The 26,120-nt window shown below is 71.1% G+C and carries 17 protein-coding genes, 1 tRNA gene and 1 pseudogene; 5 read left to right on the forward strand and 14 right to left on the reverse strand.

The window, feature by feature from the left end:
- Positions 1-116: 116 nt before the first annotated feature.
- The 8 genes from QQX04_RS02700 to QQX04_RS02735 form a co-directional block, all read right to left on the reverse strand.
- Positions 117-851, reverse strand: a complete 735-nt coding sequence (locus QQX04_RS02700) for an SDR family NAD(P)-dependent oxidoreductase (RefSeq protein ID WP_301126037.1) — start codon at positions 849-851, stop codon at positions 117-119.
- Positions 852-976: 125 nt separating this feature from the next.
- Positions 977-1,333, reverse strand: a complete 357-nt coding sequence (locus QQX04_RS02705) for a GntR family transcriptional regulator (protein WP_301126050.1) — start codon at positions 1,331-1,333, stop codon at positions 977-979.
- Positions 1,317-2,312, reverse strand: coding sequence for a DUF1648 domain-containing protein (locus tag QQX04_RS02710; RefSeq protein ID WP_301126052.1), 996 nt, complete (start codon positions 2,310-2,312; stop codon positions 1,317-1,319). Before QQX04_RS02710 ends, QQX04_RS02705 begins: the two co-directional genes overlap by 17 nt.
- Before the next feature lie 66 nt (positions 2,313-2,378).
- Positions 2,379-3,740, reverse strand: coding sequence for an O-antigen ligase family protein (locus QQX04_RS02715; RefSeq protein ID WP_301126054.1), 1,362 nt, complete (start codon positions 3,738-3,740; stop codon positions 2,379-2,381).
- A gap of 168 nt (positions 3,741-3,908) precedes the next feature.
- Positions 3,909-6,239 carry an AAA family ATPase gene (locus QQX04_RS02720; protein ID WP_367312922.1) on the reverse strand — a complete coding sequence of 777 codons (2,331 nt, stop codon included), beginning with the start codon at positions 6,237-6,239 and terminating at the stop codon, positions 3,909-3,911.
- 151 nt (positions 6,240-6,390) lie between these two features.
- Positions 6,391-7,059 carry a TetR/AcrR family transcriptional regulator gene (locus tag QQX04_RS02725; protein ID WP_301126056.1) on the reverse strand — a complete coding sequence of 223 codons (669 nt, stop codon included), beginning with the start codon at positions 7,057-7,059 and terminating at the stop codon, positions 6,391-6,393.
- 114 nt (positions 7,060-7,173) lie between these two features.
- Positions 7,174-7,246 (reverse strand) — tRNA-Ala (locus QQX04_RS02730).
- A gap of 133 nt (positions 7,247-7,379) precedes the next feature.
- Positions 7,380-8,339, reverse strand: a complete 960-nt coding sequence (locus QQX04_RS02735; protein WP_301126058.1) for an FKBP-type peptidyl-prolyl cis-trans isomerase — start codon at positions 8,337-8,339, stop codon at positions 7,380-7,382.
- A gap of 288 nt (positions 8,340-8,627) precedes the next feature.
- Between QQX04_RS02735 and QQX04_RS02740 the strand changes: the two genes are divergently transcribed.
- Both QQX04_RS02740 and QQX04_RS02745 read left to right on the forward strand, forming a co-directional pair.
- Positions 8,628-10,844 carry a glycoside hydrolase domain-containing protein gene (locus QQX04_RS02740; RefSeq protein WP_301126060.1) on the forward strand — a complete coding sequence of 739 codons (2,217 nt, stop codon included), beginning with the start codon at positions 8,628-8,630 and terminating at the stop codon, positions 10,842-10,844.
- Positions 10,845-10,882: 38 nt separating this feature from the next.
- Positions 10,883-12,202: a glycosyltransferase gene (locus QQX04_RS02745; RefSeq protein ID WP_301126062.1), complete on the forward strand. Its 1,320-nt coding sequence runs from the start codon at positions 10,883-10,885 to the stop codon at positions 12,200-12,202.
- Positions 12,203-12,277: 75 nt separating this feature from the next.
- Here the strand turns inward: QQX04_RS02745 and QQX04_RS02750 are convergent, their stop codons facing one another.
- From QQX04_RS02750 to QQX04_RS02760, 3 genes are read right to left on the reverse strand one after another with little or no spacing between them, the layout of a single operon-like run.
- Positions 12,278-13,339: a hypothetical protein gene (locus QQX04_RS02750; RefSeq protein WP_301126064.1), complete on the reverse strand. Its 1,062-nt coding sequence runs from the start codon at positions 13,337-13,339 to the stop codon at positions 12,278-12,280.
- A gap of 52 nt (positions 13,340-13,391) precedes the next feature.
- Positions 13,392-13,973, reverse strand: coding sequence for a GNAT family N-acetyltransferase (locus QQX04_RS02755; RefSeq protein ID WP_301126066.1), 582 nt, complete (start codon positions 13,971-13,973; stop codon positions 13,392-13,394).
- 1 nt (position 13,974) lies between these two features.
- Complete coding sequence (locus QQX04_RS02760; protein ID WP_301126068.1) at positions 13,975-15,195, reverse strand: molybdopterin molybdotransferase MoeA; 1,221 nt, start codon at positions 15,193-15,195, stop codon at positions 13,975-13,977.
- Between the two features lie 109 nt (positions 15,196-15,304).
- Here QQX04_RS02760 and QQX04_RS02765 point away from each other — a divergent pair, with 109 nt between their 5' ends.
- Together QQX04_RS02765 and QQX04_RS02770 are read left to right on the forward strand one after the other, a co-directional pair.
- Positions 15,305-15,934 (forward strand): 5-formyltetrahydrofolate cyclo-ligase, encoded by a 630-nt coding sequence (locus QQX04_RS02765; protein ID WP_301126070.1) that lies wholly within the window; start codon positions 15,305-15,307, stop codon positions 15,932-15,934.
- Positions 15,935-15,996: 62 nt separating this feature from the next.
- Positions 15,997-16,194 (forward strand): annotated as a pseudogene (locus tag QQX04_RS02770) (FmdB family zinc ribbon protein); the annotation flags it as partial.
- Between the two features lie 63 nt (positions 16,195-16,257).
- On the opposite strand, the gene QQX04_RS02775 reads toward QQX04_RS02770, so the two are convergent.
- From QQX04_RS02775 to QQX04_RS02785, 3 genes are all read right to left on the reverse strand, one after another.
- Positions 16,258-20,760, reverse strand: a complete 4,503-nt coding sequence (locus tag QQX04_RS02775) for a PDDEXK-like endonuclease domain-containing protein (protein ID WP_301126072.1) — start codon at positions 20,758-20,760, stop codon at positions 16,258-16,260.
- Between the two features lie 353 nt (positions 20,761-21,113).
- Positions 21,114-21,947, reverse strand: coding sequence for a S1 family peptidase (locus QQX04_RS02780; protein WP_301126075.1), 834 nt, complete (start codon positions 21,945-21,947; stop codon positions 21,114-21,116).
- A gap of 413 nt (positions 21,948-22,360) precedes the next feature.
- Positions 22,361-24,286, reverse strand: coding sequence for an oxidoreductase (locus QQX04_RS02785; RefSeq protein ID WP_301126076.1), 1,926 nt, complete (start codon positions 24,284-24,286; stop codon positions 22,361-22,363).
- A gap of 251 nt (positions 24,287-24,537) precedes the next feature.
- Between QQX04_RS02785 and QQX04_RS02790 the strand changes: the two genes are divergently transcribed.
- Positions 24,538-26,106: a methyl-accepting chemotaxis protein gene (locus QQX04_RS02790; protein ID WP_301126079.1), complete on the forward strand. Its 1,569-nt coding sequence runs from the start codon at positions 24,538-24,540 to the stop codon at positions 26,104-26,106.
- The last annotated feature ends 14 nt before the right edge of the window (positions 26,107-26,120 follow it).

The raw sequence follows: 26,120 nt of genomic DNA on the forward strand, positions 1-26,120 counted from the left end.
GATGCGATGCCAGGGCGCATCTGCGTCCGACCCGGGCGCGGTCGACAGGGACGATCGCCGAACCTCACCGAGATCAGCGACTGGTCGCGTCGGCGGCGCCCGCCGGTCGGTGACCGCTACAGCTCGCGGTGCACGACCTGCGCGGACACCTGAGCTCGCGGCATGATCAGCATCGAGTCGATGTTCACGTGCGCCGGCCGCGAGGCGACCCAGGAGATCGCCTCGGCGATGTCCTGGGCGACGAGCGGCGTCATGCCCTCGTAGACCTTGTCCGCTCGATCCTTGTCCCCGTCGAAGCGGACCATGGAGAACTCCGTCTCGACGAGGCCAGGGTCGATCTCCGAGACGCGGATCGGCTGGCCCTTCATCTCGAGCCGCAGCACGCGGGTGAGCGCCTTCACGGCGTGCTTCGCCGCGTTGTAGCCGGCGCCGCCCGGGTACGGCTCGAGCGCCGCGATGGAGCCGAGCGTGATGACCTGACCGTCACCGGACGCGACGAGCTTGGGCAGCAGCCCGCGCACGGTACGCAGCGTGCCGAGCACGTTCACGTCGTACATGCGCAGCCATTCTTCGTCGCTCGCGTCAGCCACTGACGTGGTGCCGAAGGCTCCGCCCGCGTTCGCGACCAGCAGGCTCACCTCGGGGACCGCGTCGCAGAAGGCCTCGACCGACTCGGGGTCCGTCACGTCGAGCGCGAGCGCGGTGCCGCCGATCTCCGCGGCGAGCGCCTCGAGCCGATCGAGCCTGCGCGCGCCCAGGACCACGTGCCATCCGTCTGCGGCGAGCTGACGTGCGGCGGCCTCACCGATGCCGCTCGAGGCTCCGGTGACGACGGCGGTGCGCTGGGTCATGAGGCGATCTCCTTGGATATGCGTGCCCGTGGAGGGCGTGCCGGGACTCTCACCACCATGGCCGGGCGTCGACCACGGCGCCAGAGCCAGTTGCTCCCCCGATGGTAGGGGGAGCCGTGTTTCGCCTAGGTATCGGACGCCTGCGCGCGGACGAGCGCGATGACGGCCTCGACCCCCAGCCCGGCGTCGCGGGCGCGAGCGACGAGCGCCTTGGCGTCCTCCCCCAGGCCGGCGAACGCGGCGGCACGGTCGGTGAGGACCGCTCCGCGGCCCCTGCGCATCTCCACGAGACCCTCGTCGCGCAGCTCCTGGTACGCGCGGAGCACCGTGTGGAGGTTCACGTCGAGCGCTTCCGCGACCTCGCGGGCGGACGGCAGCCGCTCGCCCGGGCCGACGCGCCCTGCGGCGGCATCGGCACGGACGGACGCCGCGATCTGGTCGTAGAGCGGCGCGTCCGACGCGGGATCAGTCCTGATCAGCATGAGCGGCCTTCTGTGCGGCGGCGGCGAGCACCGATGCGGCGGTCTGGGGGTCGTCGACCGTGATGACGAAGCGCCGGCCGCTGCGCCGCGTGACCTGGAGCGCCTGGCCGTTGCGCAGGATGATCCCGGTCGCGCCAGGGGCGAACCTGATTCCCCAGCCGCCGAACTCGGCGAGGCCGCTGACGTCGATGACCGAGACGTCGGCGATGTCCTCGACGGGGATGGAGAACCGGGGCCAGCCAAGTGCGGATCGCGCCTCGAGGCCGTCGAGATCGGTGCGCACCCTGAACACCGTGCTGGCGCTGGTGAGCAGCGCCACGAGCAGGACCACACCGGTGAGGATCCAGGCCGCGACGGAGTCGCCGGCGAGCCACATCCACACCGCAGCTCCGGCGAGCACGATGCTGACGGCGATCAGGATCGCCATGAGCGTCGCCCCTGCTTCGGCCCTCCCGAGCCACACGACCTTCTCGCTCGGTGCGACCGGCATCGGCCCCACGGCCTGGCGGCTGGGCTGGGCGAGCTCCTGGCGCGGCTGCACCGCCCATCCGAGCAGACCGATGAGGACCGCGACGACGTAGGACGCGACGACCACTCCCCCGATGGATGGCTGGTCGCCATCCTCGAGGCCGCGCTGGACCAGCAGCGACCCGGTGGAGATGGTCGCGATGAGCGCGGTGAAGCCCACCCCGATGGCAGGCATGAGGCGCAGCATCGGGCTGCGCTCGCCGCGCCTGATCGACGGCAGGGTGAACGCCATCATGAGGGCCGGCAGTCCGAGGCCGACGGCGAGGGTGAGCACCGGGTAGGTCCAAGCGGGCCCGTATCCGTCGGGACCTTCCGAGCCCCAGTGGGTCACGACCTCCGCGGGGAGGTCTGCCATGAGCCAGAGCTGAAGCGCCAGGGCGATGGCGACGAGCGCGTCGGGCGCGACGAAGCCCACCATGAAGGCGCGGCGCAAGACGGGGTCGTGACGCATGAGATCTCCTCGAGAACGAACACTGTTATAGAAGAACTATAACACTCGTCCTCGTGCGCGCCAAGGTCAGTCAGCCGAGGCCTGACCCTTCGCCTCCGACTCCGCGCGCCCAGGGGTGCCGCGATGCACGAGCGACGGATCCACGAGGGTCAGACGGAACACCTGAGGCGCCGACAGGAACAGCACCACCATGAGGTACCAGCCGCCCTCGACCAGGATCCGCGACTCCGTCAGCGACTGCAGCAGCATCGCCACCGTCAGCAGCGTCCACGCCAGGGGGATGTAGGTGTCACCCCGATCAGCGCGCTCCACAAGGCGCCACGACGAGCCGAAGATCAGCACCACGATCGCGACCAGGAGGGCCAGCCCGACCAGCCCCATCTGCAGCCACGTGTCCAGGAACGCGTTGTGGGCGTGCGTCGCCAGCACTCCTGCGCGCTCCACGATCCCGCTGTACGGCGCCTCCCACACGGGCCAGTAGCCCACGTAGCCCCAGCCCTCGGGCCGCATCTCGGCGGCTGCGACGACCTGCCGCCAGATCTCGGTGCGGTTCGTGAGATCCGCGCCGCGATCGAACACCCCGAAGATGACGTCCCTGTACTTGATGGTGAGCACCGCCGCGACAGCAGTCAGCGTCAGCACGGCGCGCGAGATCACCTTCTTGCCGCCCGGCGGCGCCCTCCGGATCCAGAACGCGGCGATCGTGATCCCCGCGAGATACAACGCCGCCACCGTCACCGTCGCGGACATGGTCAGCAGGTGAACCGCCCCGGCCGCGAGCAGCGTCAGCGCGGCATCCGCGCGCCGCACCAGCCCCTCGAGCAGCACGACGACGCCCGTCACCGCGGCGAGCAGCGCGATCATCCCGAACGGATTGCGGTTGCCGACCCAGCCCTGGATCGGCCCGCCGTCGAGCAGCAGTCCGTCGGTCCACGTCAGATCGTCGCCCACGACGTTCTTGCCATCCGTGAGCGACGTGAGGTCCGTCATGGGCGGATAGATGGGCCCGCGCACCAGGAAGGCCGCCACCAGCTCGAGCAGGATGCCGAGCCCGAGCGAGACCTGGAAGCCGCGATACAGCAGAACCATGAAGCGCCGATTGCCGGCCGAGCGCACCGTCACCGCCGCAGCGAACGTCGTGGCGAGCAGCACCACCACCGCAAGCACGGACACCGCCCTGGTCGACGACCACAGCACGGTCAGCGTCGCCAGGCTGACGAACGCACCGAGCGGCAGCGGCAGCCTGACCGTCGCGAGCGTCGGACGGAACGCCGCAGCGATCGCGACGATGCTGAGCACGCAGACCGCCGCGTAGACGGGGATGCCCAAGAGATAGCGGAACCCCTGGCCCGACGTGAGAAGCACGATGATCCACACCGTGAGTCCGTCACGCACGGGTCGGCTCGAGAGCCGGTCACGCCAGTTCACGCGATCGTCTCCTGTCTCCGCATGGTCCGCACGATCGCCGGGCGAACGTCATCGGCCGGCGCCCCTCGTGCTCAGTGTGCCTCAGTGACAACGACCCGCCGCCACAGAGGCTCCCGTCCACGAGGCGTCGCAATCAAACCGTGACACGCGGCGACGCGACGACGCCGGCTACAGCCCGCGCGCGTCCAGCCACGCGAGGAAGTCCTCGGCGGCGATCACGGGAGTCCCCCACTGCGCCGCCTTCCTCGCCTTTCCCGACTGGGTACCCCTCTCGGCGACGACGAGCACGTCCGTCCTCGTCTTCGTGACGCTCGGCACGGGCACCAGGCCAGCATCGGCAGCCCATCGCATCATGAGGTCTCGGTCCACGACGCCCCTCGTCGCCGACACGACGGTGCCCGTGAAGCACACGCGTGCCCCTGGCCCCAGCACCGCCGCAGCCTCCACCGGGCCAGCCGCCTCGAGATCCGGGGGCAGCACGTCGACCCCGAAGTGGCGCTCCGCGGCGCGCACGCGCGCAAGCACATGCTCGTCGTGCGCGATCACCCGCTGCCACGCCCCCGCAAGCATCTCCGCCATGACCGCGCTCGGGTCATCCTCCGCGGACAGGTTGCCTCCAACGACGAATCCCTCCGCTCCCAGCACCGCGCCGGGGCCCGAGACTCGCGCCTGCAGGAAGCCACGCCCACGCGACCACGCCGGGAACGCGGTGCCGGCCTCGAGCTCGCCATACGAGTCGCGCAGCCACCTCTCTCCCGCGTCCCTCATCGCCCGTGCGCGTTCGAGCGCGGTCCCCGTCTCCAGTGCGTCGCGCTCTGCCGAACGCAACGCTGCCACGGGGAGCTCGGAGCCGAGAGCCATAGGCTCCACCACGCCATGACGTTTGAGCTCGAAGTCGATCCACCCCAGCGTGCGGTCGATCCCGACACCCACCGGAACCCTCCCCGCGAGGAGCGGGGAGAGGCAGGCCCACGCCTCCGTCAGCACAGGCGCCAGCTGCACGTCCCGCACGGTGATCCCGAACTCCTCCTGCGCCCCGTACAGGTCGCTCGTGGGGTTCACGACGGTCGTCGCCTCGTCGCCCTCATCCGTCACCACGGCGATCTCCACGGGGCGAGGCCTGTAGCGATCGCCCACCGACCCCACCGTGAGGACGCTCACGTAGACCCGGCCAGCGTCGGCGTCGTCCCCGCCGCCACGCCCTGACGAGGCGAGGAAGCGCCGGATGCGCCCATCCGTCTTGAGGTCCCGCGGCAGCACGTCGCGACGCAGCACCAGGCCATCGAGAGACGTGCAGCGGCTCAACGCCACATACAGCTGACCGTTCGCGAACGTGCCGCCCGTGAGGTCGACCACCACACGATGCAGCGTCTGCCCCTGGCTCTTGTGGATCGTGATCGCCCACGCCAGCTTCATCGGCAGCTGCGTGAACCTGCCGACCACCTCGTGACGCACGGCGCCGCCGCTCGCCACCGGGCGGGTGATCTCCCACGTGTGAGGCCGCACGTGCACCGTCACGCCCTCGCGCAGCCCCACATGGACCACGGGTCCGTCGCGATCCTTCGTGAGCTCGAGGATGCGACCCAGGGTGCCGTTCGCCCAGCGATCCAGCGGATCGTTGTTGAGCAGCATCACCTGTGCCCCCACCGCCAGGTCCAGGCTCGCCTCGGTCGGATGCTCGAAGCCGTCCGTGTCCCCCTCGATCTCGGCCCGATACGAGCGCACGGGCGCCGGAAGGCGGTCGAGCATGTGACGGTTGCGGGCGCCCACGATGCGGTTCGTCGTCGCGAGGGTGAGCCAGAACTCGTCCTCAGGCGGCTCGAAGTCGGGATCCGTGCGCGCGTTGAGGGCGGCGCGCGCGTCGTCCAGCAGAGAGCCCTCGCGCACCGCGTTGAGGATGTCCACCAGCCCCGAGTCGCCGATCTGCCGGAACACCGTCGTCAGCTCGACCACCGCGAACCTGTCGCGATCGAAATGCCGAGCAGAGAAGAAGTAGGGCGTGCCGAAGCGCTCGTCGAAGAAGGCCACCTCGTCGTCCCTCACCACCGGCGGCAGCTGGTGGAGGTCCCCCACGAGCACCAGCTGGACACCCCCGAAAGGCTCGCCGTGCTTGGGACCGAACCGCTCCAGCGCAGCCGCGAGCGCATCGAACAGGTCGGCGCGCACCATCGAGGCCTCGTCCACGATCAGCGTGTCCAGCTCCGCGAGAGTCTGGGCGAAGCGGCCGGGGAAGTAGCGCGGCCCCCGCACGTGCTCCTCCGTCACCCCCATGGGGAAGGAGAACAGGCGGTGGATCGTGTAGCCGTCCACGTTCAGCGCCGCGATGCCCGTGGGAGCGACGGTGATCGCACGCCGACCGGTCGTCGCCAGGAAGTGGCGGATCAGGGTCGACTTTCCCGTGCCTGCCCGGCCGGTCAGGAACATGTGCGCGCCCGAGTCCAGGAGGTCGAGCGCGCGCTCGAAGTCCTCCGTGAAGGTGAGCTCAGGCGTCGTCATCATCCCCGTTCCGTGGCGCACGCACAGGCGCGCACCCGACAGTCTGAACCAATCCGACGGGCGACACGCCGTGGAACCGCGCCGACGGCCGGGGCTGGTCGGCGTGTCGCGGCTGAGCGTGGTGCGTACTGTCCGGGAGAGCGCGCAGCGCGCCTCACACCCCGCGGTCGAGCCGCCCCGACGACGGCAGCTCGACCGCCAGCTCCTGGAGCCGGGCCATGTCCTCCACCGGCGAGGCGCCCAGATCGCCCCACCCCTGCGACTCACGCCTCAAGCCGGCCACCGCGATCCCCAGCTGACGTGCGCTCATCATGGTGCGCGCCGGCTCCGGGAGGACGGTCAGCACCCCGAGCTGAGTCATGAGCGCGACCAGGTCCACGACCGTCACATCCGAGCGGAGCGTCCCTTCAGACTGGGCGCGCGCCACATGGACCTGCAGCCGCGGCTCGAGCTCCGTGCCCGCCGTCGAGGCCGGGTCGATCTGCGCCATCCGGCGCGCAGCCGCGGCGAACACCGGGTGAGCGTTGTTGGTGGCGACGGAGCGCTCCAGATAGCCCACCACCCCGCTCCAGCCGTCCGGCGCGTCCTCGAGCGCGTCGAAGATGGCGATGAAGTGCTCATGCGCGCGAGCATGCAGCGCCCGCACGACGTCATCGTGGGAGGCGAAGCGGCGATACGTCGTCGCCACGCCGAGACCCGCCTCGTGAGCCAGCTCGTTGAGCGAGAACTCGAGCCCCTGGCGCGCGAACAGTCGCTCCGCAGCGTCAAGGAGCTGACGGCGGCTGCGCGCGATCTCGGGGCGCGGCGCCCGGGACGTGGTCATGGGAACCGACTCTAGCCGCGCACCTCGGCGCCCACCGGGCGCCCTCCTCCCGATTCCCCCACCACCGCCAGCACGAAAAAGCAGGACCGGGGAGACCCGATCCTGCTTGTGTCGTGGAGCTGAGGGGAATCGAACCCCTGACCTTCTCATTGCGAACGAGACGCGCTACCAACTGCGCCACAGCCCCATCGCCCCTTGCGGAGCGGATAACAGGATAGCACCGCGCGGGAGTGCAAGTCACACCGCGCGGGCCCCGTCACCCCAGGACGCGCGAGGGCCCGGAAGGCGGAAGCCTTCCGGGCCCTCGCGACCTGGCTGGATCAGACCGCGTCGAGCACGTCGATCACGAAGACGAGCGTCGAGTTCGCCGGGATCGACGAGGTCTCCGAGTCGCCGTAGCCGAGCTCCGGCGGCACGATCAGGAGGACCTGCGAGCCCACCTGCACGCCGGCGAGACCCTCGACCCAGCCCTCGATCAGGTTGTCGGTGGACAGCGGGAACGAGATCGGGACGCCGTTCGCCCACGAGGACTCGACCTCGGTGCCGTCCCACAGCGACAGCGCGTACTGCACCGTGACGGTCTGCCCCTCCTCGACCTCGGGGCCGTCGCCCTGGATCAGCGTCTGCGCCACGAGCTCGGCGGGCTCGTCACCCGCGGTGCTCATGTCCACGGACGGGGTGCCGTCCTCGCCGAGCGTCACCGTCGGGAGGCCGTCGGCCGGAGCCACCGCGGTGCCCTCGGCGCGCAGCGGCGTCACCTTGTCCACCGTGACGCCCATGACGATCGGGCTGCCGGTGGTGTCGAACGAGCCGTACACGATCTGCGCACCCACGTGCGCGCCGACCAGCTGCTCGTAGAGGGTCGGGTCGAGCAGGCCCTCGGTCACGCTCAGGAGCTCGGTGTAGCCGGTGGCGTAGGTCGAGTTGACGAGCGACCCGTCGATCCCGCTGTAGATGACGTAGGACACCGAGGCGCCCGTGCCGTCAGCGATCTCCTCGCCGTCGCCGTCCTGAAGCGTCATCGCGCCGGTGTCCTCGAACAGCAGGCACGACTCGAACGCGAGCTCGGGGGCACCGTCGGCGCCTTCGTTCCACTCGACGCTCTCGAGCGCGGCGGCCGTCTCCAGCGTCTCCGCATCTGCGCAGGCGTTCGCGTCGACGGTCGCACCAGCGGTGGCCGACGCCGTCGCGTCCGGCTCGTCCGAGCTGGTGCAGGCGCTCAGACCGAGCGCGCCGATGGCCAGGACTGCCGCGGCTGCGGCAGAGCGTCGTACATTCACGTGGATTCTCCGTGGGTCGGGTGTGGCGGCGGGCCGGTCTCGGCAGCGCACGCGCTCCAGAACGTGTTCCAGCGTACGCGTCGCACCAGATGCCCAGGGACACGACCCTGCCATGACAACCTCCGAGAACGCGCAGAGGTTCCCTGCGAGAGGCGTTCGCCACACCGGCAGAACCGTTTCATGCCGGACACGGCTCCGAAACACCCCCACAACACATCGGCTTTACCGTTCTTTGAAGACTGGCGGTGGACCCTCCGCCCACGGCCCGCCTCGAAGGGAGGTGAGCAGATGCTTGAGCACATCGACCCGTTCAACGGGACCGAGGTGACGGATCTGCCCGCGCCCTCGAGGCTCGCGGCGACCTGGTGGTGGCCCAAGCCGCAGGTGGGGAACACGCATCCCGGCGCCTCGCATCCGCTGGGCATGGTGTCGGCCTGCGCGTACTCCGGCGCGTACCCGACCGGCTACGGCCTGTACGACCTGTCGACTGAAGGCGTGCCCGAGCGGGTCCACGACTCCTACGTCGCTTCCGGCTTCACCCACTTCCAGCAGTCCGGCACCGGCGCGATCCGCAAGTACTACAACTACTTCCGCGTGACGCCGATGCTCGAGCCGCTCGACGCGCTCGGACGCACCTTCGCCCTCACCGACGAGGAGGCGTCGCCCGGGTACTACGCCACGACGCTGGACAACGGCGTGCGTGCCGAGATCACCGTCGGCCCCAAGTCCGCCGTGCATCGCTACACGTTCCCCGAGCACAAGGACGCGCGCATCGTCGTGGACCTGTCCATGGGCGGGCTCACGATCCCGTACTCGGCGACGGTCCCGCTGCGCGCCTACCTCGAGTCGCTCGCGCCCGGCCAGGCGCAGGGCGAGATCGTCGTCGAAGGCGCCCCGCTGTCCGTCTACCTCGAGTGCGACGCCCTCTCGTGGCGCCAGATGCTCTGGTACGACCGCCGCCTCATGCCTGCCGGCGCACGGCTCGACCTGGACCACATCCGCCCGACGACGCTGCGCCCCTTCGGCCTCATGTGGGCCGGGCCGTCGCTCGCCGGCCAGACGATCGAGCTGCGCATGGGGTTCTCCCTGCGCGGCGTGGACCAGGCCCGCGAGAACCTCCGCAAGGACTGCGGCACCGGCCACGACCGCTTCGACAAGCGGCTCGCCTCCACCCGCTCCGCATGGACCGACATCGTGGACGGCATCCACATCGAGACCGAGTCCGATGCACGCCGGGAGGTCTTCTACACGGCGCTCTACCACTCGCTGATCAAGCCGTCCTTCGCGCGCGACGAGTCGCCGTTCTGGTCCGCGAACGGGCCCTTCGCGTATGACATCTCCACCATGTGGGACATCTACCGCACGCAGCTTCCCCTCCTCACGGCGCTCCAGCCAGGCAAGGCGATCGAGCTCGCGAACGCGCTGCTCACCATCAGCGAGCAGGAGGGCAACCTCCCCATCGGCTACCGCATGGCGCGCGGCTCGGACCGCTTCTCCCGCCAGGCATCCGCATTGGCCCACACGTTCCTCGCGGACCTCTGCCAGCTCGACATCCCCGGCATCGACTGGGACTGGGCGCTCGTCAACATGCAGGCCGACCTGCGCCGCACCTACGGCGAGGACTACCTGCTCACCGGGCGTGCGCACCCGATCTCCCACACGCTCGACCTCGCCTTCGGCTACTGGTGCACCGCCAGAGTCGCCGACAGGGTCGAGGACGCACCTCTCGTGAAGGAGCTCACGTCGCTCGCCGTCCGCTGGCGCAACGCCTTCGGGGACGACGGGCTGCTGCTCGACTCCAACTTCTACGAGGGCACCAAGTACAACTACTCGTTCCGCCTCCTTCACGACATGGCCGCGCACATCGCCGACGCGGGTGGCGACGACGCGTTCGTCGCGATGCTCGACAGGTTCTTCGGCTTCGGCGCCGCGCCGGTCACGCAGCCCGGCGTCGCCCCCTCGCCGGAGGAGATGGACGCCGGCTACGCGCTCGGCCGCTTCGAGGGGCTCAACAACGAGCCCGACATGGAGGCGCCCTGGGCCTATCACTACGCGGGCCGGCCCGACCGTACGGCCGAGGTGGTCCACGACGTCGTCCACCAGCAGTTCGGCCGGGGTCGCGGAGGCCTCCCTGGGAACGACGACTCCGGAGGCCTCAGCTCCTGGTACGTGTGGGCGAGCCTCGGATTGTTCCCCGTCGCCGGCCAGAACGTCTTCCTGCTGCACCCGCCGTCGTTCGCGGGAGCCACGATCCAGATGTCCCGTGGCCGCCTCACGATCGAGACCGACGGCTTCGTCGAGCCCGTCCCCGGCGGTCCCGTGCAGCACGTCCAGTCCGTCACCTTCGACGGCGAGCCCGTGCCGTCCTGGATCGACGGCACCCGCCTCCACGCCGGAGGCACCCTGCGCTTCGTACTCGGCGACCAGCCGAGCACGTGGGGCACCGACGAGCGTCCGCCGTCGATGCCAGACCCCGTCGCGACACCCGTCTCGACATCCCCCTGAGGCCCACTGCCAGCCCCTCACCTTCCAAGGAGGCAGCCATGAACATCGAGATCAACCGACGCCTGGTCATCGTCGTCCGAGCCGATCCGGTGATCTGCGGTCATAGCGGCGAGGCGCGCAACCTCGCCGAGGTCGCCCTCACCCGCGGTTTCGACGATGTGCGCATCGTGACGTGGCCGCTGGACCGTCTTGAGGAGACGGGACTGCCGCTCAAGCCTCTGGATACCGTCCTGCCCTACTCCCCCGGGATCACCGTGGAGAGGCCTGCCCCGGTCGGCGGGTACAAGATCCCCGACGGCCGCTATCTCGCGGGCGTGGTGGGTCGGCTGGTCGAGCTCTTCACCGACGGTGTGCCCACCGTGGCGCTGTCGCTGTACCTGCACCCGCACACCACCGCGGTGGCGCAGGCGGTGCGCATCGCGCGAGCGAGCGGCCTGCCGACGAACGTCACCACCATCGCCGAGGCGGTCGGCTCGGACATCACGGACGTGGTCCGCTCGGCCGTGGAGCATGGTGAGTTCGGTGCGGCAGCCGCAGTGCTCAGCGACTACCTGAGCCAGGACCGGTGCGTCGCGGTGTCCGAGTACACCAAGCAGGTCATCGTCGAGTCGGCCGCCGAGCTCGACGCGATGTACGGCACGGCCTTCGCCGCCCAGTGCGAGGAGCGCGTCACGATCTCCTACCCGGCGATCGACACGTCCGCCTACCTCGCGCTCGACGCCACCGAGACCGATCGCTACCTCGCCGCCCGCGGGCTCGAGCGCGGTCACTATGTGCTCTACCTCTCGCGCCTGCAGAAGGCCAAGGGCGTCGACGACCTGATCCGCGGGTTCGCAGCCTCCGAGGCGTGCCGCACCCAGCAGCTCGTGATCGCCGGCCGCGGACCCGACCTGGACTTCTTCAAGTCGGTGGCCGAGCGTACCTCCGCGAGCGACCGCATCCACTTCCTCGAGGACGTGGGCGACGAGGAGAAGCCGCACCTCATGGCCGCCTGCTCGGCATATGCGCTTCCGTCGAAGCCGGCACCCGAGTTCACCGAGACGTTCGGGATCGCGCTCGTGGAGAAGATGCTCGCCGGTGGCGGCCCCGTCATCACGTGCGACACCGGAGGGATCCTCGAGGCCGTCGGTGACACCGCCGTCGTCGTGCCCTCCGGGGACGCCTCCGCGCTCACCGTGGCCCTCAACGCCTGCGCCGGAGGACTCGACGCCGCCGACCGCGAATGGTGGCAGAGCCGGGCACGCGAGCACGCCATGCAGTTCGACCGCGTGAACGTGTTCGATCGCCTCTTCACCGGACTCGTCGGCGACTCACCCGAGCTGCCGCTCACCGCGAACGTGAGCCGCGTGAAGGTCTGACCCTCCGCCCACATGTGAGAAGCGCCGGCGCCCACCAGGGGCGTCGGCGCTTCTTGCGTCTGAAGGCAGGTCGCGTCAGGCGGACGCGCGGCGACGCGCCAGGATCTGCTCGAGAGAGCCGGAGGCAGCCGGACGCTCCTCCGCCACGGGCTGCTCCTCAGCCTTCCCGTAGCGCTCGTCCGCCCAGCGCTGCGCGACCGCAGCAGCACGCGTGTAGTCGTCCTCGTCGATCGGACGGGCCTGACGCTGACGCACGGTCGGCTTGAGGGTGTAGGCCGGAGCGGGCATCGCCTGCGGGCTCCAGCCGGCCTCGTCCTCGTCGTCCGCGAAGGCGTCGCCGTCGATGATCGAGCTCGCCTGCGGGATCGAGCCCGTGGTGGCGGCCTCCTGCGCCTCGGCGCGCGCGGCAGGGCGCTCGACCTTCGGGGAGGGCGCCGTCAGCGGCGCGAGGTTCTCGGTGGTCACCACCTTGATGGCCTGAGTCTCCAGGTCCGACGGCATGCTCTCCTCACCACGCGACCGGTCACGGCTCACGCGACGCAGCGCCTGAGTGGCGGTCGCGGCAGCCTCGACCTCTCGCGCGACTGCGAGCACGTGCGAATCAGCCTTGCGCTGCGCGTGCGCGGTGCGCGCGCCGACGACGACGAGCCCCGCGAAACCGGCGGACACGATCGCTGCGACGACGGCGGGGAACGCAGTCGCCGCGACGACGATCCACGCGACGACGCTCAGGGCTCCGGCGGAGGCGGTCACGCGGGCACGGCGACGCGCCTGAGCCCTACGCTCCGCGAGGATCGCAGCACGGTCACGACGCATCGACAGACGCTCGCGCTGCGCGAGGGTCGCGGCACGGTCCAGCGGCGTGGCCGGACGTGACACGTGCGAGGCTCCGAGCGCAGCCACCGAGGCGCGCGCCTCGCCCGTGACGAGAAGCGGAACCTCTCCTGACGTGGATCCCGTGGCCTGACGGGCGGTCTCGACGCGGGCGGCGGTCGCCTTGACGACCCGCATGTCCGCGGAGAAACGGTCCTCGGTACGGACGAGCGCGTACTCCGCGCGCTCGCGAGCCCGCTGCGGGATCACGTACGCGAGCATCATGCCGAGCGCGACGATCGCGAGGAGTCCGACAGGGGTCATGTGACGACGGTAGGGCCGCACGCCGCCCGGTGCCGGGACCACCGTCGGCGTGTCAGGACTGGGGGCGTGTCCAGGTGTGCCATGGGCGCGGTTCCTGCGCCGTCAGCGCGAAGACGCGGTGGTCACGCCACGCTCCGTCGATGTACAGGTAGCTGCGCCGCAGACCCTCGTCACGGAACCCCACCTTGCGCGCGACGCGGATGCTGGGCACGTTGTCGGGACGCATCGCGATCTCGAGCCTGTGCAGCCCTTGCGCGTACGCGTAGTCGGCGGCCAGGGTGACGGCGCGGGGGGCGATCCCCTCGCCCGCGCGATGCTCGGACACCCAGTAGCCGATCGAGCCTCCGCACTCGGGACCCCAGGTGATGCCCGTGACGCTCACGCGACCCACGAGGGCGCCCTCGACCTCGATCGCCATCGGGTACGCGGTCGCACGGCGCCACTCGCGGGCCTCACGACGCACCATCTCGCCGAACGTGATCGCACGGCTCGTCTGCCCCGGCGGCGCAGTGGCCTCCCACGGTCGCAGCCACTCGCGGTTGCGGTCACGGAGGGCGAGCCATTCGCGCTCGTCGCGTCGGCGCAGCCGTCGCAGCACGATCCCGTCGCGGAACAGCCTCAGCTCGGTCGCCACGTCACCGCTCCCACGGGTGGCATTCCACGAACGCCTCGCGCTGCAGGGAGGTCGCGTGCTCGGCGACGAGGAGGAGCGCATCCGACGCTGCGACATCCGCGAGGGTCATCGCGGCAGGATCGCCGACCGGCTCCGCCCACGGCACGTCGCCGTGCGGGATCAGCCGGACCGCCACGGCCTGCGCGAGACCGGCGGGCGAGTCGATCGCCTGGGTCAGGCGCGCCCTCACCATGCCGACGGAGCGCTCGCGACCGCTCATCGCGAGCAGCGTCTGGCGCACATACGCCTGGAAGGCGACGGCGGCCGCAGGCGGCCGGCCAGGGAGCGCGATGACGGGCACACGGCGCCCGCCCCCGGCGTCGAGGAAGCCGAAACCATGGTGGCCGCCGGGCCGCAGCGCGAGGTCGACGACCTCGAACTCCCCTCGCTGCGCGAGCACGTCGGGAAGCGTCTCCTCGCGGCCTCCCGAGAGGCCTCCGCTCGTGAGGATCACGTCAGCGCGCACCAGCTGGTCCTCGAGGGTCGCTGCGAGCCGCATCCTGTCGTCGGGCACCGGGCCGACCCGGTAGGCGTTCGCGCCGGCGTCGCGCGCCATCGCGGCGAGCATGTGCCCGTTCGACTCGGCGACGCCACCGCGGGCGTCACCCGGCTCGAAGAGCTCCGATCCGACGGACACCACGACGACGCGCGGCGTGGGGTGGACGAGCAGGCGGGGCCGACCGAGCGCGGCCGCCACGGCGAGCTGGCGCGCGCCGATCCGAGTTCCCGCGGGCACCAGCACGCGCCCCGGGGCGAGCTCCGAGCCGGCGGGGCGGACGTTCTCCCCCACCGCGACCGGGAAGGTCACCGTGACGCGGGCGACACCCCCGTCGGTCATCGAGACGGGGACCACAGCGTCGGCGCCCTCGGGCAGCGGAGCACCCGAGCCGAGCCGTGCCGCGGTGCGCGCGATGTGCCTCCGGGGCGCTCTGGCCTCGACGCTCACATCGTGCGAGACCATCAGGGTGACGGGCTCACCCGGCGAGGCCTGCGCGACGTCGTCTGCTCGGACCGCGTAGCCCTCGCAGCTCGCGACGGCGTGGGCCGGCACCGGAATCTCGGCGACAAGGTCCTCCGCGAGCGTCGCGCCAGGCGCGTCGGCGATGAGGACGTCCAGGTCGGGGACGGGCTCCAGCGACTCGGCAACGATGCGGCGATGCTCGGCGAGAGTCCTGGAGATCATGGCTGCATTGTCCCGGGCTGCGGGGAGGCGGCGCAACGCTTGACACCGCGAGTCCGGACCGCGGCCGCGTGTCACAAAGCGGTAACGCGGATATGCCACGATGGTTCACATGACGCAGAAGTCCTCGCCTTCGTCGAGCACGCTTGAGCCGGAGGATGCGAAGGCAAGCCTCCGCACGAGCCTCCGGAAGGCACGCACGCATCGCTCGGAGCGCCGTATCGCCGAGCACGCGGAGTCGCTTCGGGACCTGGTCATGGCCATCCCCACCGTCGGCGGGGCATCGTGCGTATCGGTCTACGCGTCACGCCCCCACGAGCCCGGCACCGGGCCGCTGATCCAGGCGCTCCACGAGCACGGGGTGAAGGTGATGATCCCGTTGCTCGGCGACGGGCTCCAGCGAGGGTGGGCCTGGTACAAGGGCGTCGACGATCTGATCGAGAGGGCCCCTGGCCGGCCCCCCGAGCCCTCGGGCGACTTCCTGCCGTTCGACACGATCGCACGCGCCGAGGTCGTCGTGGTGCCCGCGCTCGCCGTGGACACCGGGGGCATGCGCCTCGGTCAAGGAGGCGGCTGGTACGACCGGGCGCTCCCGCAGGCCTCACCCGGGGTCCCCTTCATCGCGCTGGTCTATGACGACGAGCTGTTCGACGCTGACGGGGCGCCGCTGCCCCGCGAGGCGCACGACGTGGGGGTGCAGACCGTCGTCACCCCGTCGCGAGTGCTTCACCTGCCTGCCTGAGCGACCGCGTATATACCCCTCCGGGTATCCACCATTCGCGCGGTCGGGCTAATATACGCACCATGCCCAAGTACAGCTACGCGTGCACCGTGTGCGACCACCGCTTCGACGCGGTGCAGTCCATCCACGCTGCCTCGCTCACCGAGTGCCCCGAGTGCCGGGGAGAGCTGCGCAAGGTCTTCGGCAACGTCGGCGTGACGTTCAAGGGTTCGGGCTTCTACCGCACCGACTCCCGTGCCGGAGCAACCTCAGGCTCCTCCGACTGACACGCGCCCGCTGAGCCGCACCGCGCGATGCGCGCCTCGGCTCGGCGGCGCGACGGGTCACCAGTGAGGCGGGCGATCCCCACGGATCTCGTCATCACGGCTCTGCCCTGAACGCGAGCCGCCCCAGCCCTCCTCCTCGTCCTCCCACGCACGCGTGGGGATCAGCGGACGCTCGGCACCCCGCGCAGCACTCGGCTCCGGGACGCCGGCAGGCTTGGTCGGCTCATCCTTCACGTCCTCCGCCTTCGGGAGCGCCACCGCGAGCTTCGGCACGCCGAAGCCCATCGCGGGAACCGGCTTCGGCTCGGGAGCGGGCTCCGGCTCAGCCTCGGGCTCAGCGCCAGCCTCCTCGACCTCTTCGGGCTCCTCGGCCGACTCGGCAGAGGGGGCGGAGGGTGCCGACGCAGCGGACTCGGCCGACTCGGCAGAGGGAGCAGTCTCGGCAGAGGGGGCAGTCTCGGGAGAGGGAGCAGTCTCGGGAGAGAGCGTGGACGGCGCGGACAGCGCGAGCTCCGGCTGCACGACCTCTGCGGTCTCCTCTGGCGAGAGAGCCGACGGCGCCGACCCTGCCGACGGCGCCGACTCCTCCTCACGCGCCACAGCGTCGTCACCCGGCTCCTCCGCGGAAGCGGCCGAGACAGCGGACTTCGCCGACGCGGCCGACGCCGGCTGCGACACGAGCATGGGCCCGATGCCGAGCGTGAGCGGAGCCTGCTCCGGCTCCGCCTCGTCGTCGGCATCCACCGGCTCCGGCTCCACGCGCAGCTCCGGCACCGCGCCCGTGACGAGCGGTTCGTCGTCGGTCAGCTCGTCGGGCTCCGCGAGCGTCACCTGCTCGACGTCGAGATCGAAGACGTCCTGACCGGGGATCTCCTCCGCCCCCTCGTCGGGAGTCTCGGCGCTCGGCGTCGGCGCGAGCACGGACGGCGCGAGGTGCGGCAGGGAGATCGACGCGGTGACAGCGGGCGCCTCGGTGACGTCGAGCGCGTCACGCACGTACTTGGCGGCGGCCTCAGGATCCATGAACACGTCGAGCGTCCACAGCGGCAGCACCGTCCAACCGAGCGCCTCGAGCCGGGTGCGCTGCCAGCGGACCCGGTCGCGCAGGCTCGCGTTCATGCGCGTCGAGGCCTCGTCCGTGACGACCGCGAGACGGAAGCCCTCGTCGTCGCCGAGGCCGACCACCATCGGGATCGCCTCGGACCCTGAGCCGTAGCGCAGCCGCACCTGGCAGCCCAGACGACGCAGCCGTGCAGCGATGTCGGCAAGCAGCCAGTCGGTGGGGGCCGGCTCTGGCCGCTCGGCCGCGACGGCGGCACCCGACGCCGCGACGAGCAGCTCGCGCAGCATGTCGACGCCGTGCCCTGGTGTCGAGCGCTCGGCGATGGGCTCCAGCTGGCCGGGCGTGAGCGCGCTGAAGACCCAGGTGCGCTCCTTTCCGGCGACGAGCGCCTGGGTGAGCGCGTGGGCGCCACCCTGCTCGCTGAGCACCCCGAGTCGACGCGGAACCTCGCCGCGCGCGTCGCGCGCCCAGCCCCAGCTGAGCACGACGTCGTCGGCCGAGTAGCCGGCGGCATCGCCGAGACCCACCACAGGGATGCGTGCGGCAAGCCGAGGGTCGCGCTCCTCGAGCGCCTCACGGAGCTTGAGCGCATGCAGGTCGTTGCCCGCGACGACCAGCACGGTGCGTCGGGGGATGCTGTCGGCGGTGCGTGCGAGGTGCTCCACCACGGTGGAGACCTCCGCATGCGTGGTCTCCACCTCGAGCATCCCTGCCACCGGCGTGCCGACGGCGTCGAGCAGCTGGACCGCGAGCGACTCGGGCTCTCCCGCGGCGGGGAGCCCGGACAGCGAACGCCCGTACACGTGCTCCTGGAGCACGCCCGTCACACGCGGATCGCGCGGCTGCGGGAGCGCAGGCAGCGTGGCCTGCGGGAGGAGCGAGGCGAGCGTCGCGACCGCGGAGCGTGTGGCCGTGTGCGCGTCGCCGAGCACCACCACCTGCTTCGCGCGTGCGATCGCCGGCACGAGCTCCGCGAGCGCGAGCGACTCGGAGGCGACAACGACGAGCACGTCGAGGACGCGCGCGGCGGGCATGAGACGCGACACCTGCTCGGCACGCACGAGGCTGACCGGCCGCAGGGCGGAGACGAGCGGTTGGAAGTCCCGCCACAGGTCACGGTACGGGGCGGCAGATCCCTCGACGAGGAGCGCGAAGAGGTCACGCGCCATCTCGGGGTGACGGGCGATGGCCGCTCTGCGGCGCTCCGCCGCCGCGCGCATGAGGGGCTGCACGCGGGAGGAGGAGAACTCGCGATCGCGCTTCTCGAAGTCGTGGACGGCGTCGGCGAGCGCGCCGTACTGGGTGAGGCGCGAGTCGGCTTGCACGATCGCGTCGAAGGCGGCGGCCCACCACGCGAACTCGAGGTCAGTGCGCACCTGGGCCGCGTCGGGCTCGCGCTCCTGGAGGCTCTCGAGGAGCGGGCCGAAGCCTGCCTCCTCGAGGTCGACGCCGAGCGGTGTCTGGTCGACCTGCTCGATCGCCGCAGTGAGCCCGCCGGCGAGGCGCTCGAGCACCGAGGTCATGCGCTCCCACGACTGCGAGGGCAGGTCCTGCTCACCGCTGACCTGCGCGACCGCGTCCGCGATGACACCCCACGCCTCGCCCGCCTGGTCGAGCCGGGAACCGTACAGGTCGTAGTCGTCGGGGACCACAGGCCAGCCACCCGCGGAGCAGTGGGCGCGCCAGCGGACCGAGACGTCGTGCGCGGTCAGCAGCTGCTCGTGGAGCCGCTCCTTGCCGCGCCCGGGGCGCAGCAGCTCGACGGCTCGCCGCATGAGCGCCTTGCGCTCCCGCCGCGGCAGCTGGACGTGGCGCGGCGACCCGTCGGGGGCGGTCGCGGCGACGAGGTCGTGGAGGGAACGGTGGAAGACCGCCGGCGAGAACACCTCGAGGGTGTCGCGGATGTCCTCGAACAGCCGCACCTGGTCGGCCCAGGTGGTGAGGTCCGGAGCCTCGTCGACTCCGGTCTCGTGGGCTGCGGTCGCTGCCTCGACGCGCATCCTCGGGAGGTGACGGGTGAGGAGCGCCGCGAGGGCGTCGTCGAAGGTCGCCCCCTGCTCGGCGGAGTCGGTGACGTCACGCCACCAGGCGTCGCGGGGGCTCTCCTGCTCGCGCGCGGCCTCACCGAACGCGTCGGGGTCGTCAGGCTGCTCTCCGGACACCTGGAGGTGGAGCGCTGCGGCGACGGCCGCGAATCCGCGCTCGGCGACGAGCAGGCCTGCGTCGGGACCCAGTCGCACCCGGGTGGCGGGCTGCGGCTCGCCGGTCGTGAGGCGCACGAGCGCCTGCACCGCCTCGAAGGCGCTCACGCCCCACGGACGGTGCACGCGGTGCAGGGCGTCGAAGCGGGCATGCAGCCGGTACCGGGCGGTGAGGAGGTCCTCGCCCTGGCTCCTGAGCACGTCGTCGTCCACCTTCGGCGAGCCGAGAGTGATGGCCTCGAGGAGCTTCGCACGAGCCTCCGTGTTCCAGGCCTCCACCGCGGCGTCGATGGCGAGCTCGGCGATCCCGAGCTCCTCCATCCGCTGGTGGATGCTGTGGAGCATGCTCTCCTGGCCGGCGACGACGCCCACGATCCGCCCGGAGGCGGCGCCGTCGGCTGCGATCGCGGCGGCCATCCCGACGCTGTCGGCGCCGGGCGGGGACTGCAGGAAGACGTGGCGCCCCGTGGCGATGAGGTCGAGCGCCGCGAACTGGGCGTCGTCCAGATCCCCCAGCCCACGCTCGGCGAACGGGTCCCTGTCCCCGACGGGGAAGGCAGGAAGCGGGAGCGCGAGCGACCCGGTGGCGTCCTGATCGCCCGAGGCCGCGACGAGCACATCGCTGGCGGCGATCACGGGGTCCAGCTCGTCGAGGTCGTCGAGGAGCCGCTGCTCAGGGTCGTCGAAGACGCCGAGGACGAGGCGCTCGGGTGCCTCGAGCTCCTCGCCAAACAGGTCGGTGCGCTCGAGCACGGCCTCCCACAGGGGGCGCGGGTCGAACTCGCTTCCGGAGGAGACCAGCGGGAGGGTGCGGGCGATCGTCTCCTCGTCGCCGCGTGCACGCATCTCGGCGGCGAACACAGGGTTGACGCGCACGTCGTCCAGGAGGGTGAGGACGATGTCGCCGTCGCGGCCCGGCTCGAGGGTCACGGGCCGCAGCAGGAGGGGCAGCTCGCGGCGGTGACCCACCTCGTCCCAGGCGACGGTGCCGATGCCGAGCTCGGCGGTCCACGCGCCTGTCGCGGCGTGCACCTTGAGCGCTTCGGCGAGCATGCGTCGCGCGCGCGTGAGCGCTTCCGTGCGCGCCTCGCCTTCGCGGATGAGCTGGCTCAGCGGGGTGGGTCGGCCAGCGAAGAGGGGCGCGAGGCCGCCGGGGTGCGCGGAACGCAGGTCGATGAGGGAGCCGGCCACGCCGGAGAGATCTCGAAGTCCGGACTCGGCGTTGTGCTGGCGCAGCTGCTCGCGCCATTCGCGTAGGGCGTCCGCCACGAGGGCGCGTCCGATGTAGTCCGTCACGCCCCCAGCGTAGGAACTGTGCGCGCGAGACGCCTCCCGCCACGCCGCCCGGGAGCCCACGCCTGCCTCAAAGGTGCTGGAACCTGGGACTTTCGGGGGCCACGAGGATTCGGACGATGCGCGCCCACTTGTACAGCCGACGCGCACCGTCGAGGTTGATTGTGGCGCTCGGCGATCGGGCCCGTCAATTTCGGTTCTGGAAAGGCGCAGAACGCCCACGGATCGCCGCTCGAGCACCAGGGCGGATCCCGCGTCGGCCCAGGGCGGGCGCCGGTGGCACAGACAGGGGCGCCGGTCGGTCCGCAGGGAGAACAGCGGTCCGACCGGCGCCCTGCCGGCTCTGATGCCGTCGATCAGCTCACGAACTGCGCGAGGAACGCGAGATCGTCGGGCTGATCGATGCGGTAGCCGCCGCCTGTGCCGGAGCACGTGGCGTTGAGGCCGTAGGAGGTGACGGCGGCGATGGTCGTGGTGCCTGCGACGAAGATCGGGCCGCCCGAGTCACCCGAGCAGGTGCCGCCGCCCGACGCGTTGTTGGTGAAGAGCACGGCGTTGCCCGCCTTCTTCTCACCGAACGCGGCGTCGGCGTTGATGATCTTGACCGACGCGGTCAGGCGGGTGAGCGACGCCTCCGTGAGGCCCGTCTGGGCCGGAAGCGAGCGCTGCAGGCCGTAGCCGACGGGCGTGAACGTCGTCGTCTTCTTGCCGCCGGGCGCGAGGAGTGCGTCGAACAGGCCCTGCTCAGGGAGCGTGCCGTACTCGTCGAGGTAGACGGGCTCGTCCAGCACCACGACGCCGAGGTCGTGGAGGTAGAAGGCGGCGTCGTCGTACTCCGGGTGCGTGTACGGCGAGCCCTCGACGGACAGGTCGGTCCCAGGCTCGAGCACCTCGTCACCGAACGGGTAGCCGTAGGTGGCACGGTCGTTGACGTCCTCGTGGAACCAGATCGTCACCGACTCGGCTCCGTAGGTGCAGTGTCCTGCGGTGACATAGACGGTCGGGGACACAAGGGTGCCGGAGCAGCGCCAGGCGGGCCCGTTCGCGTCGTCGGCGACCATGAGGCCGACGTAGGGGTGAGCGCCGTCGTCGGGCTCCCCGTTCTTGATGGCGGCGGCCGGGACGGCGAGGGCTGCGGTGAGCATGACCGCGGCCGAGGCCGACACGAGTGCTTTCAGGGTGCTGCGCATGAATCCTCCATGGGGTCGAGTGGCGACGCAGAACTCTGGAGAAGGCGTGCAGATGGCCGGACTCCCCGATGCCCGGCCCTGTGGGACCACGCCCCCCAGCGTGGGCCGGACGCTCCGCGGATCGTGTGTCGATCCTGGTTCCAGACGGTGCTCCGACTTGCCGCTGACGCTAGCACCGGACATTCGGTATGTCTCGGACTATTCGGGACGGACGCAGGAAAAGTGCACCGTCGTTCCGCATCGCGCTGGTCGTGGGGCGGCCACGCCGGATTCTTGCGCGGTTGACGGCCGGGCAGACGAGAACCGGGGCCCGACCATGACGGTCGGGCCCCGGTGCGGGCGCTGGGGCTGCAGCGCCCGGTGTGAGCGACGGCGCGCGGCGGGGATCCGATACCCGGCGCGCCGTGCTCAGGTCAGAGTGCGAACGCCGCCTCGAAGCCGGCGTTGATCGCGTCGCCCACCTTGGCGGGCTTCACACAGTCACCGATCGCGACCGCGTTGCCGCGGGCGGTGAGACCCTCCACCAGCGCCGTCGCGGGACGGACGCCGAAGGCGGACACCACGGTGTCGGCGGCGATCTGGACGGGGCCGTCGGGGCCGTCGACCTTCACGCCCTTGTCGTTGACCTCGACGACCTTGTGGCCTGCGAGGACGGTGACGCCCTGGGTGGCGAGGTCGCGCAGCAGCGTGATGCGGTTGATCATCAGCAGGTCGTTCGCGACGCCGTCGGCCATCTCGACGATCGTGACGTCGTGGCCGGCCTCCTGCATCTCGAGCGCGAAGTCGGCGCCCGACAGGCCACCGCCGCAGACCACGATGCGCTTGCCCAGGTCGGCGCCCAGGTGGGCGTCGATGACCTCGACGACGTTGTCGCCGTCAAGGCCGGGAATCGGGGGCGCGAGCGGGGTGGTGCCCACCGCGACGATGATCTCGTCGGCCGCGTCGAGCTCGGGCGAGTCCGCCGTGATCTCGGTGCCGAGGTGGACGGTGACGGGCAGGTCCTTCAGCTGACGCTCCCACCAGAAGATCATGGAGCGCAGCTCCTTCTTGAACTCCGGCGTGGCGGCGGGCCAGAGGACGCCGCCGAGCTGCTCGCTCTTCTCGTACACGTCGACGGTGTGGCCGCGCAGGGCGGCGACGCGTGCGGCCTCGAGGCCGGCGGGGCCGGCGCCGATGATGGCGACCTTCTTGGAGGTCTCGGCGGGGGTGAGGACGCGCTCGAGCTCCATGCCGACGCGCGGGTTCACGGCGCAGCCGAGCGCCTTGCCCACGAACGCGTTGCCGACGCACAGCTGGTTGCAGCGGATGCAGGGGCGGATGTCCTCGCGGCGTCCCTCGGCGAGCTTCAGCGCCCACTCGGGGTCGGCGATGAGCGCGCGACCGATGCCGGCGAAGTCCATCTCGCCGTTCGCGATGGCCTCCTCGGCGCGCTCCGCGGTGAGGTTCCCGCAGCCGAGGACCGGGATCGACAGCGCCTTCTTGAAGGTGCCGACGTGGGTCATCATGCAGTTGTCGCCCAGGTAGTAGGGCGGGAAGACGTAGTCCATCGCCTCGTAGGAGCCTTCGTCGACCATGAGCAGGTCGAGCCCGGCCGCCTCGAGCACCTTGGCGATCTCGAGCGACTCCTCGGGGCCGCGGCCGCCCTCGAAGCGGTGGTCCACGGACAGGCGGAAGCTGACCGGGAGGTCGGGGGCGCCCTCCCTGACGGCGGCGATGATCTCGGCGGCGAAGCGCACGCGGTTCTCCACGGGGCCGCCGTACTCGTCCTCGCGGCGGTTCCAGACGGGCGAGAGGAACTGGTCGATCAGGTAGCCGGTGTGGCCGTGGATGTCGATGGCGTCGATGCCGGCCTCGGCGCAGCGCTGGGCCGCCTCCTTGAAGCGCTGGACGATGACCTTGATCTCCGCGGTCTCGAGCGGACGGCAGATGACGCTCGGGTCGAGCCAGTGGGTGTTGTCCGAGGCGGAGATGGGTGCGTTGTCGGGGTCGACGTTGTTGATGTTGCGGCCGAGGCCTGCCGTGAGCTGCACGGAGACTGCGCCGCCTCGAGCGTGGAACGCGTCGGCGAGCTTCTTGAGGCCCGGGGTGGCGGCGTCGGTGTCGACGCGGCCGAGGCCCTCGGCGATCATCTCGTAGTCGTTGGTGACGGCGTTGATGCCGGTGCACACGAGTCCGGCGCCCGCGGCGCGCTCGGCGTAGTAGGCGACCTCACGGTCGGTGAGGTGACCGTCGTGGTCGCCCATCTCGGTGCCCATGGGCACCATGACGACGCGGTTGCGGAGCTGGAGCTTCCCGAGCGCGACAGGCTCGAGCACATGGGAGAAGGTGGCGGTGGACATCGTGGGCTCCTGGGGGTCAGGGGGGGTTTCCGGGCCTTGCCTGATATACACATGGCAATTACTTAGGAACCTAGGCCACGCGGTCGCCACCCGCTCGGGACCACCGTCCCGCTGTGGCGTAGGCCACGAGGCCCGGAGGATCCTCATCATCGGCCACCCGCAGCCGATCGGAGCGACTCATGGGGGCGCTGGGCGTCCGCATGACCCAGCACCGCGCCGCGCACCTTGCGCCCCCACCCCCAGGAGTCTCCTTGCCTTCCTTCCGCACCCCGGGCGTGGTCGCCCAGCTCAAGGCCGCGACACTCGGCGGCGCCGCCGTCACCGCCCTCGTCGCCGTGATCGCTGTCGCCGGGATCAACTCGCTGCACGACGTGCGCGACGCTGAGCTCGAGCAGTCCGTCCCGTACGTCTCCGGACTCCAGTCGATCGCGCTGGCCGCGAAGGCCGCTGCCAACGATGAGCGAGGATTCCTGCTGACGGGCGACCCCGAGTTCTCCGCTGAGGTGCTCGAGAGGTTCGAGACGATCGATGGCATGCTCGCCGACACGCGCGCCAACGCCGCGGACGAGGCGCAGCTCGCGTCGCTCGACCGGCTGGAGACCGAGCTCGTGGCCTGGGAGGACGCCCTGGTCGCGGAGTTCGACCAGTACGCGACCGACCCCGAGGGCGCCGAGGCGGTCGCCCTGGAGGACAACCGCGCGCTGCGCAAGGTCTACGAGACGACGCTCGCCGAGATGATCACCGACGGAGAGACGCTGATCGAGGAAGGTCAGGGCTTCGCCGCTCAGGTCGCCTGGCTGCGCACCGCGATGATCGCGCTCGGCGTGCTCGCCTTCGCGATCGGCGCCGCGGCCGGCTGGTGGCTGTCGCGCCGCGTGAAGCGCGCCGTGACGTCGCAGGTCGAGGGCCTGCGCGCCTTCGCCGACGGCGACCTCGCGCACCGCGTCCCGGTGACCTCCTCGGACGAGTTCGGCCAGATGGCAACCGCACTCAACACCTCCGGAGAGCGGCTCGCGGAGGCGCTCGGCGCGGTGGCCCACTCCGCAGGCACCGTGCTTTCCACATCCGAGCAGCTGCGCTCCACCGCGTCCTCGATCGCGGCCGACGCCGCAGAGTCCGCCCGCCGCACGGCGGGCGCGGCCGGCACGGCCTCGCGCGTGAGCCACGATGTGCAGTCCGTCGCCACGGGCGCTGAGGAGCTCAGCTCCGCGATCAGCGAGATCGCACGCAACGCGGGGGACGCGACAGATGTCGCCACCCGTGCCCGCGAGGTCACCGGCCGCACCACTGAGCAGATCGCACGCTTGGGCACGTCGTCCCAGCAGATCGGCTCCGTGGTGCAGATGATCAATCAGATCGCGGAGCAGACGAACCTGCTCGCCCTCAACGCGACGATCGAGTCCGCGCGCGCAGGCGAGGCAGGAAAGGGGTTCGCGGTCGTCGCCGGCGAGGTGAAGGAGCTCGCGGGCGAGACCGCCCGGGCCACCAAGGACATCGTGGGCCAGGTCGAGGCGATTCAGCGGGACACCGAGGCTGCGGTCGCCGCGATCGCGGAGATCTCCGAGGTCGTCGAGCGCATCCAGGACTACCAGGGCACCATCGCCTCCGCGGTCGAGGAGCAGTCCTCGGTGACCTCGGAGATGACCCGCGGACTGAGCGACGTCTCCACAGGTTCGGGCGAGATCTCGCTCGCGGTCGACGCGGTCGCGCGCGACGCAGAGGAGTTCACGAGCGCCGCAGCGAGCACCCTTCAGGGCGTCGAGGAGCTCGACGCCCAGGCGAGCGAGCTGCGCGCCGTGGTGGGCCGCTTCAGATTCTGACGCCCACGCCGCGG

Origin of the sequence: Demequina zhanjiangensis (assembly GCF_030418315.1) — a bacterium.
Classification (GTDB): domain Bacteria; phylum Actinomycetota; class Actinomycetes; order Actinomycetales; family Demequinaceae; genus Demequina; species Demequina zhanjiangensis.

Excerpts from the sequence above, each read along its gene's own strand:
- QQX04_RS02710 (WP_301126052.1), bottom strand. The coding sequence starts at position 2,312 with ATGCGTCACGACCCCGTCTTGCGCCGCGCCTTCATGGTGGGCTTCGTC.
- QQX04_RS02760 (WP_301126068.1), bottom strand. The coding sequence starts at position 15,195 with ATGATCTCCAGGACTCTCGCCGAGCATCGCCGCATCGTTGCCGAGTCG.
- QQX04_RS02720 (WP_367312922.1), bottom strand. The coding sequence starts at position 6,239 with ATGATGACGACGCCTGAGCTCACCTTCACGGAGGACTTCGAGCGCGCG.
- QQX04_RS02780 (WP_301126075.1), bottom strand. The coding sequence starts at position 21,947 with ATGCGCAGCACCCTGAAAGCACTCGTGTCGGCCTCGGCCGCGGTCATG.
- QQX04_RS02700 (WP_301126037.1), bottom strand. The coding sequence starts at position 851 with ATGACCCAGCGCACCGCCGTCGTCACCGGAGCCTCGAGCGGCATCGGT.
- QQX04_RS02745 (WP_301126062.1), top strand. The coding sequence starts at position 10,883 with ATGAACATCGAGATCAACCGACGCCTGGTCATCGTCGTCCGAGCCGAT.
- QQX04_RS02740 (WP_301126060.1), top strand. The coding sequence starts at position 8,628 with ATGCTTGAGCACATCGACCCGTTCAACGGGACCGAGGTGACGGATCTG.
- QQX04_RS02725 (WP_301126056.1), bottom strand. The coding sequence starts at position 7,059 with ATGACCACGTCCCGGGCGCCGCGCCCCGAGATCGCGCGCAGCCGCCGT.
- QQX04_RS02705 (WP_301126050.1), bottom strand. The coding sequence starts at position 1,333 with ATGCTGATCAGGACTGATCCCGCGTCGGACGCGCCGCTCTACGACCAG.
- QQX04_RS02750 (WP_301126064.1), bottom strand. The coding sequence starts at position 13,339 with ATGACCCCTGTCGGACTCCTCGCGATCGTCGCGCTCGGCATGATGCTC.
- QQX04_RS02765 (WP_301126070.1), top strand. The coding sequence starts at position 15,305 with ATGACGCAGAAGTCCTCGCCTTCGTCGAGCACGCTTGAGCCGGAGGAT.
- QQX04_RS02785 (WP_301126076.1), bottom strand. The coding sequence starts at position 24,286 with ATGTCCACCGCCACCTTCTCCCATGTGCTCGAGCCTGTCGCGCTCGGG.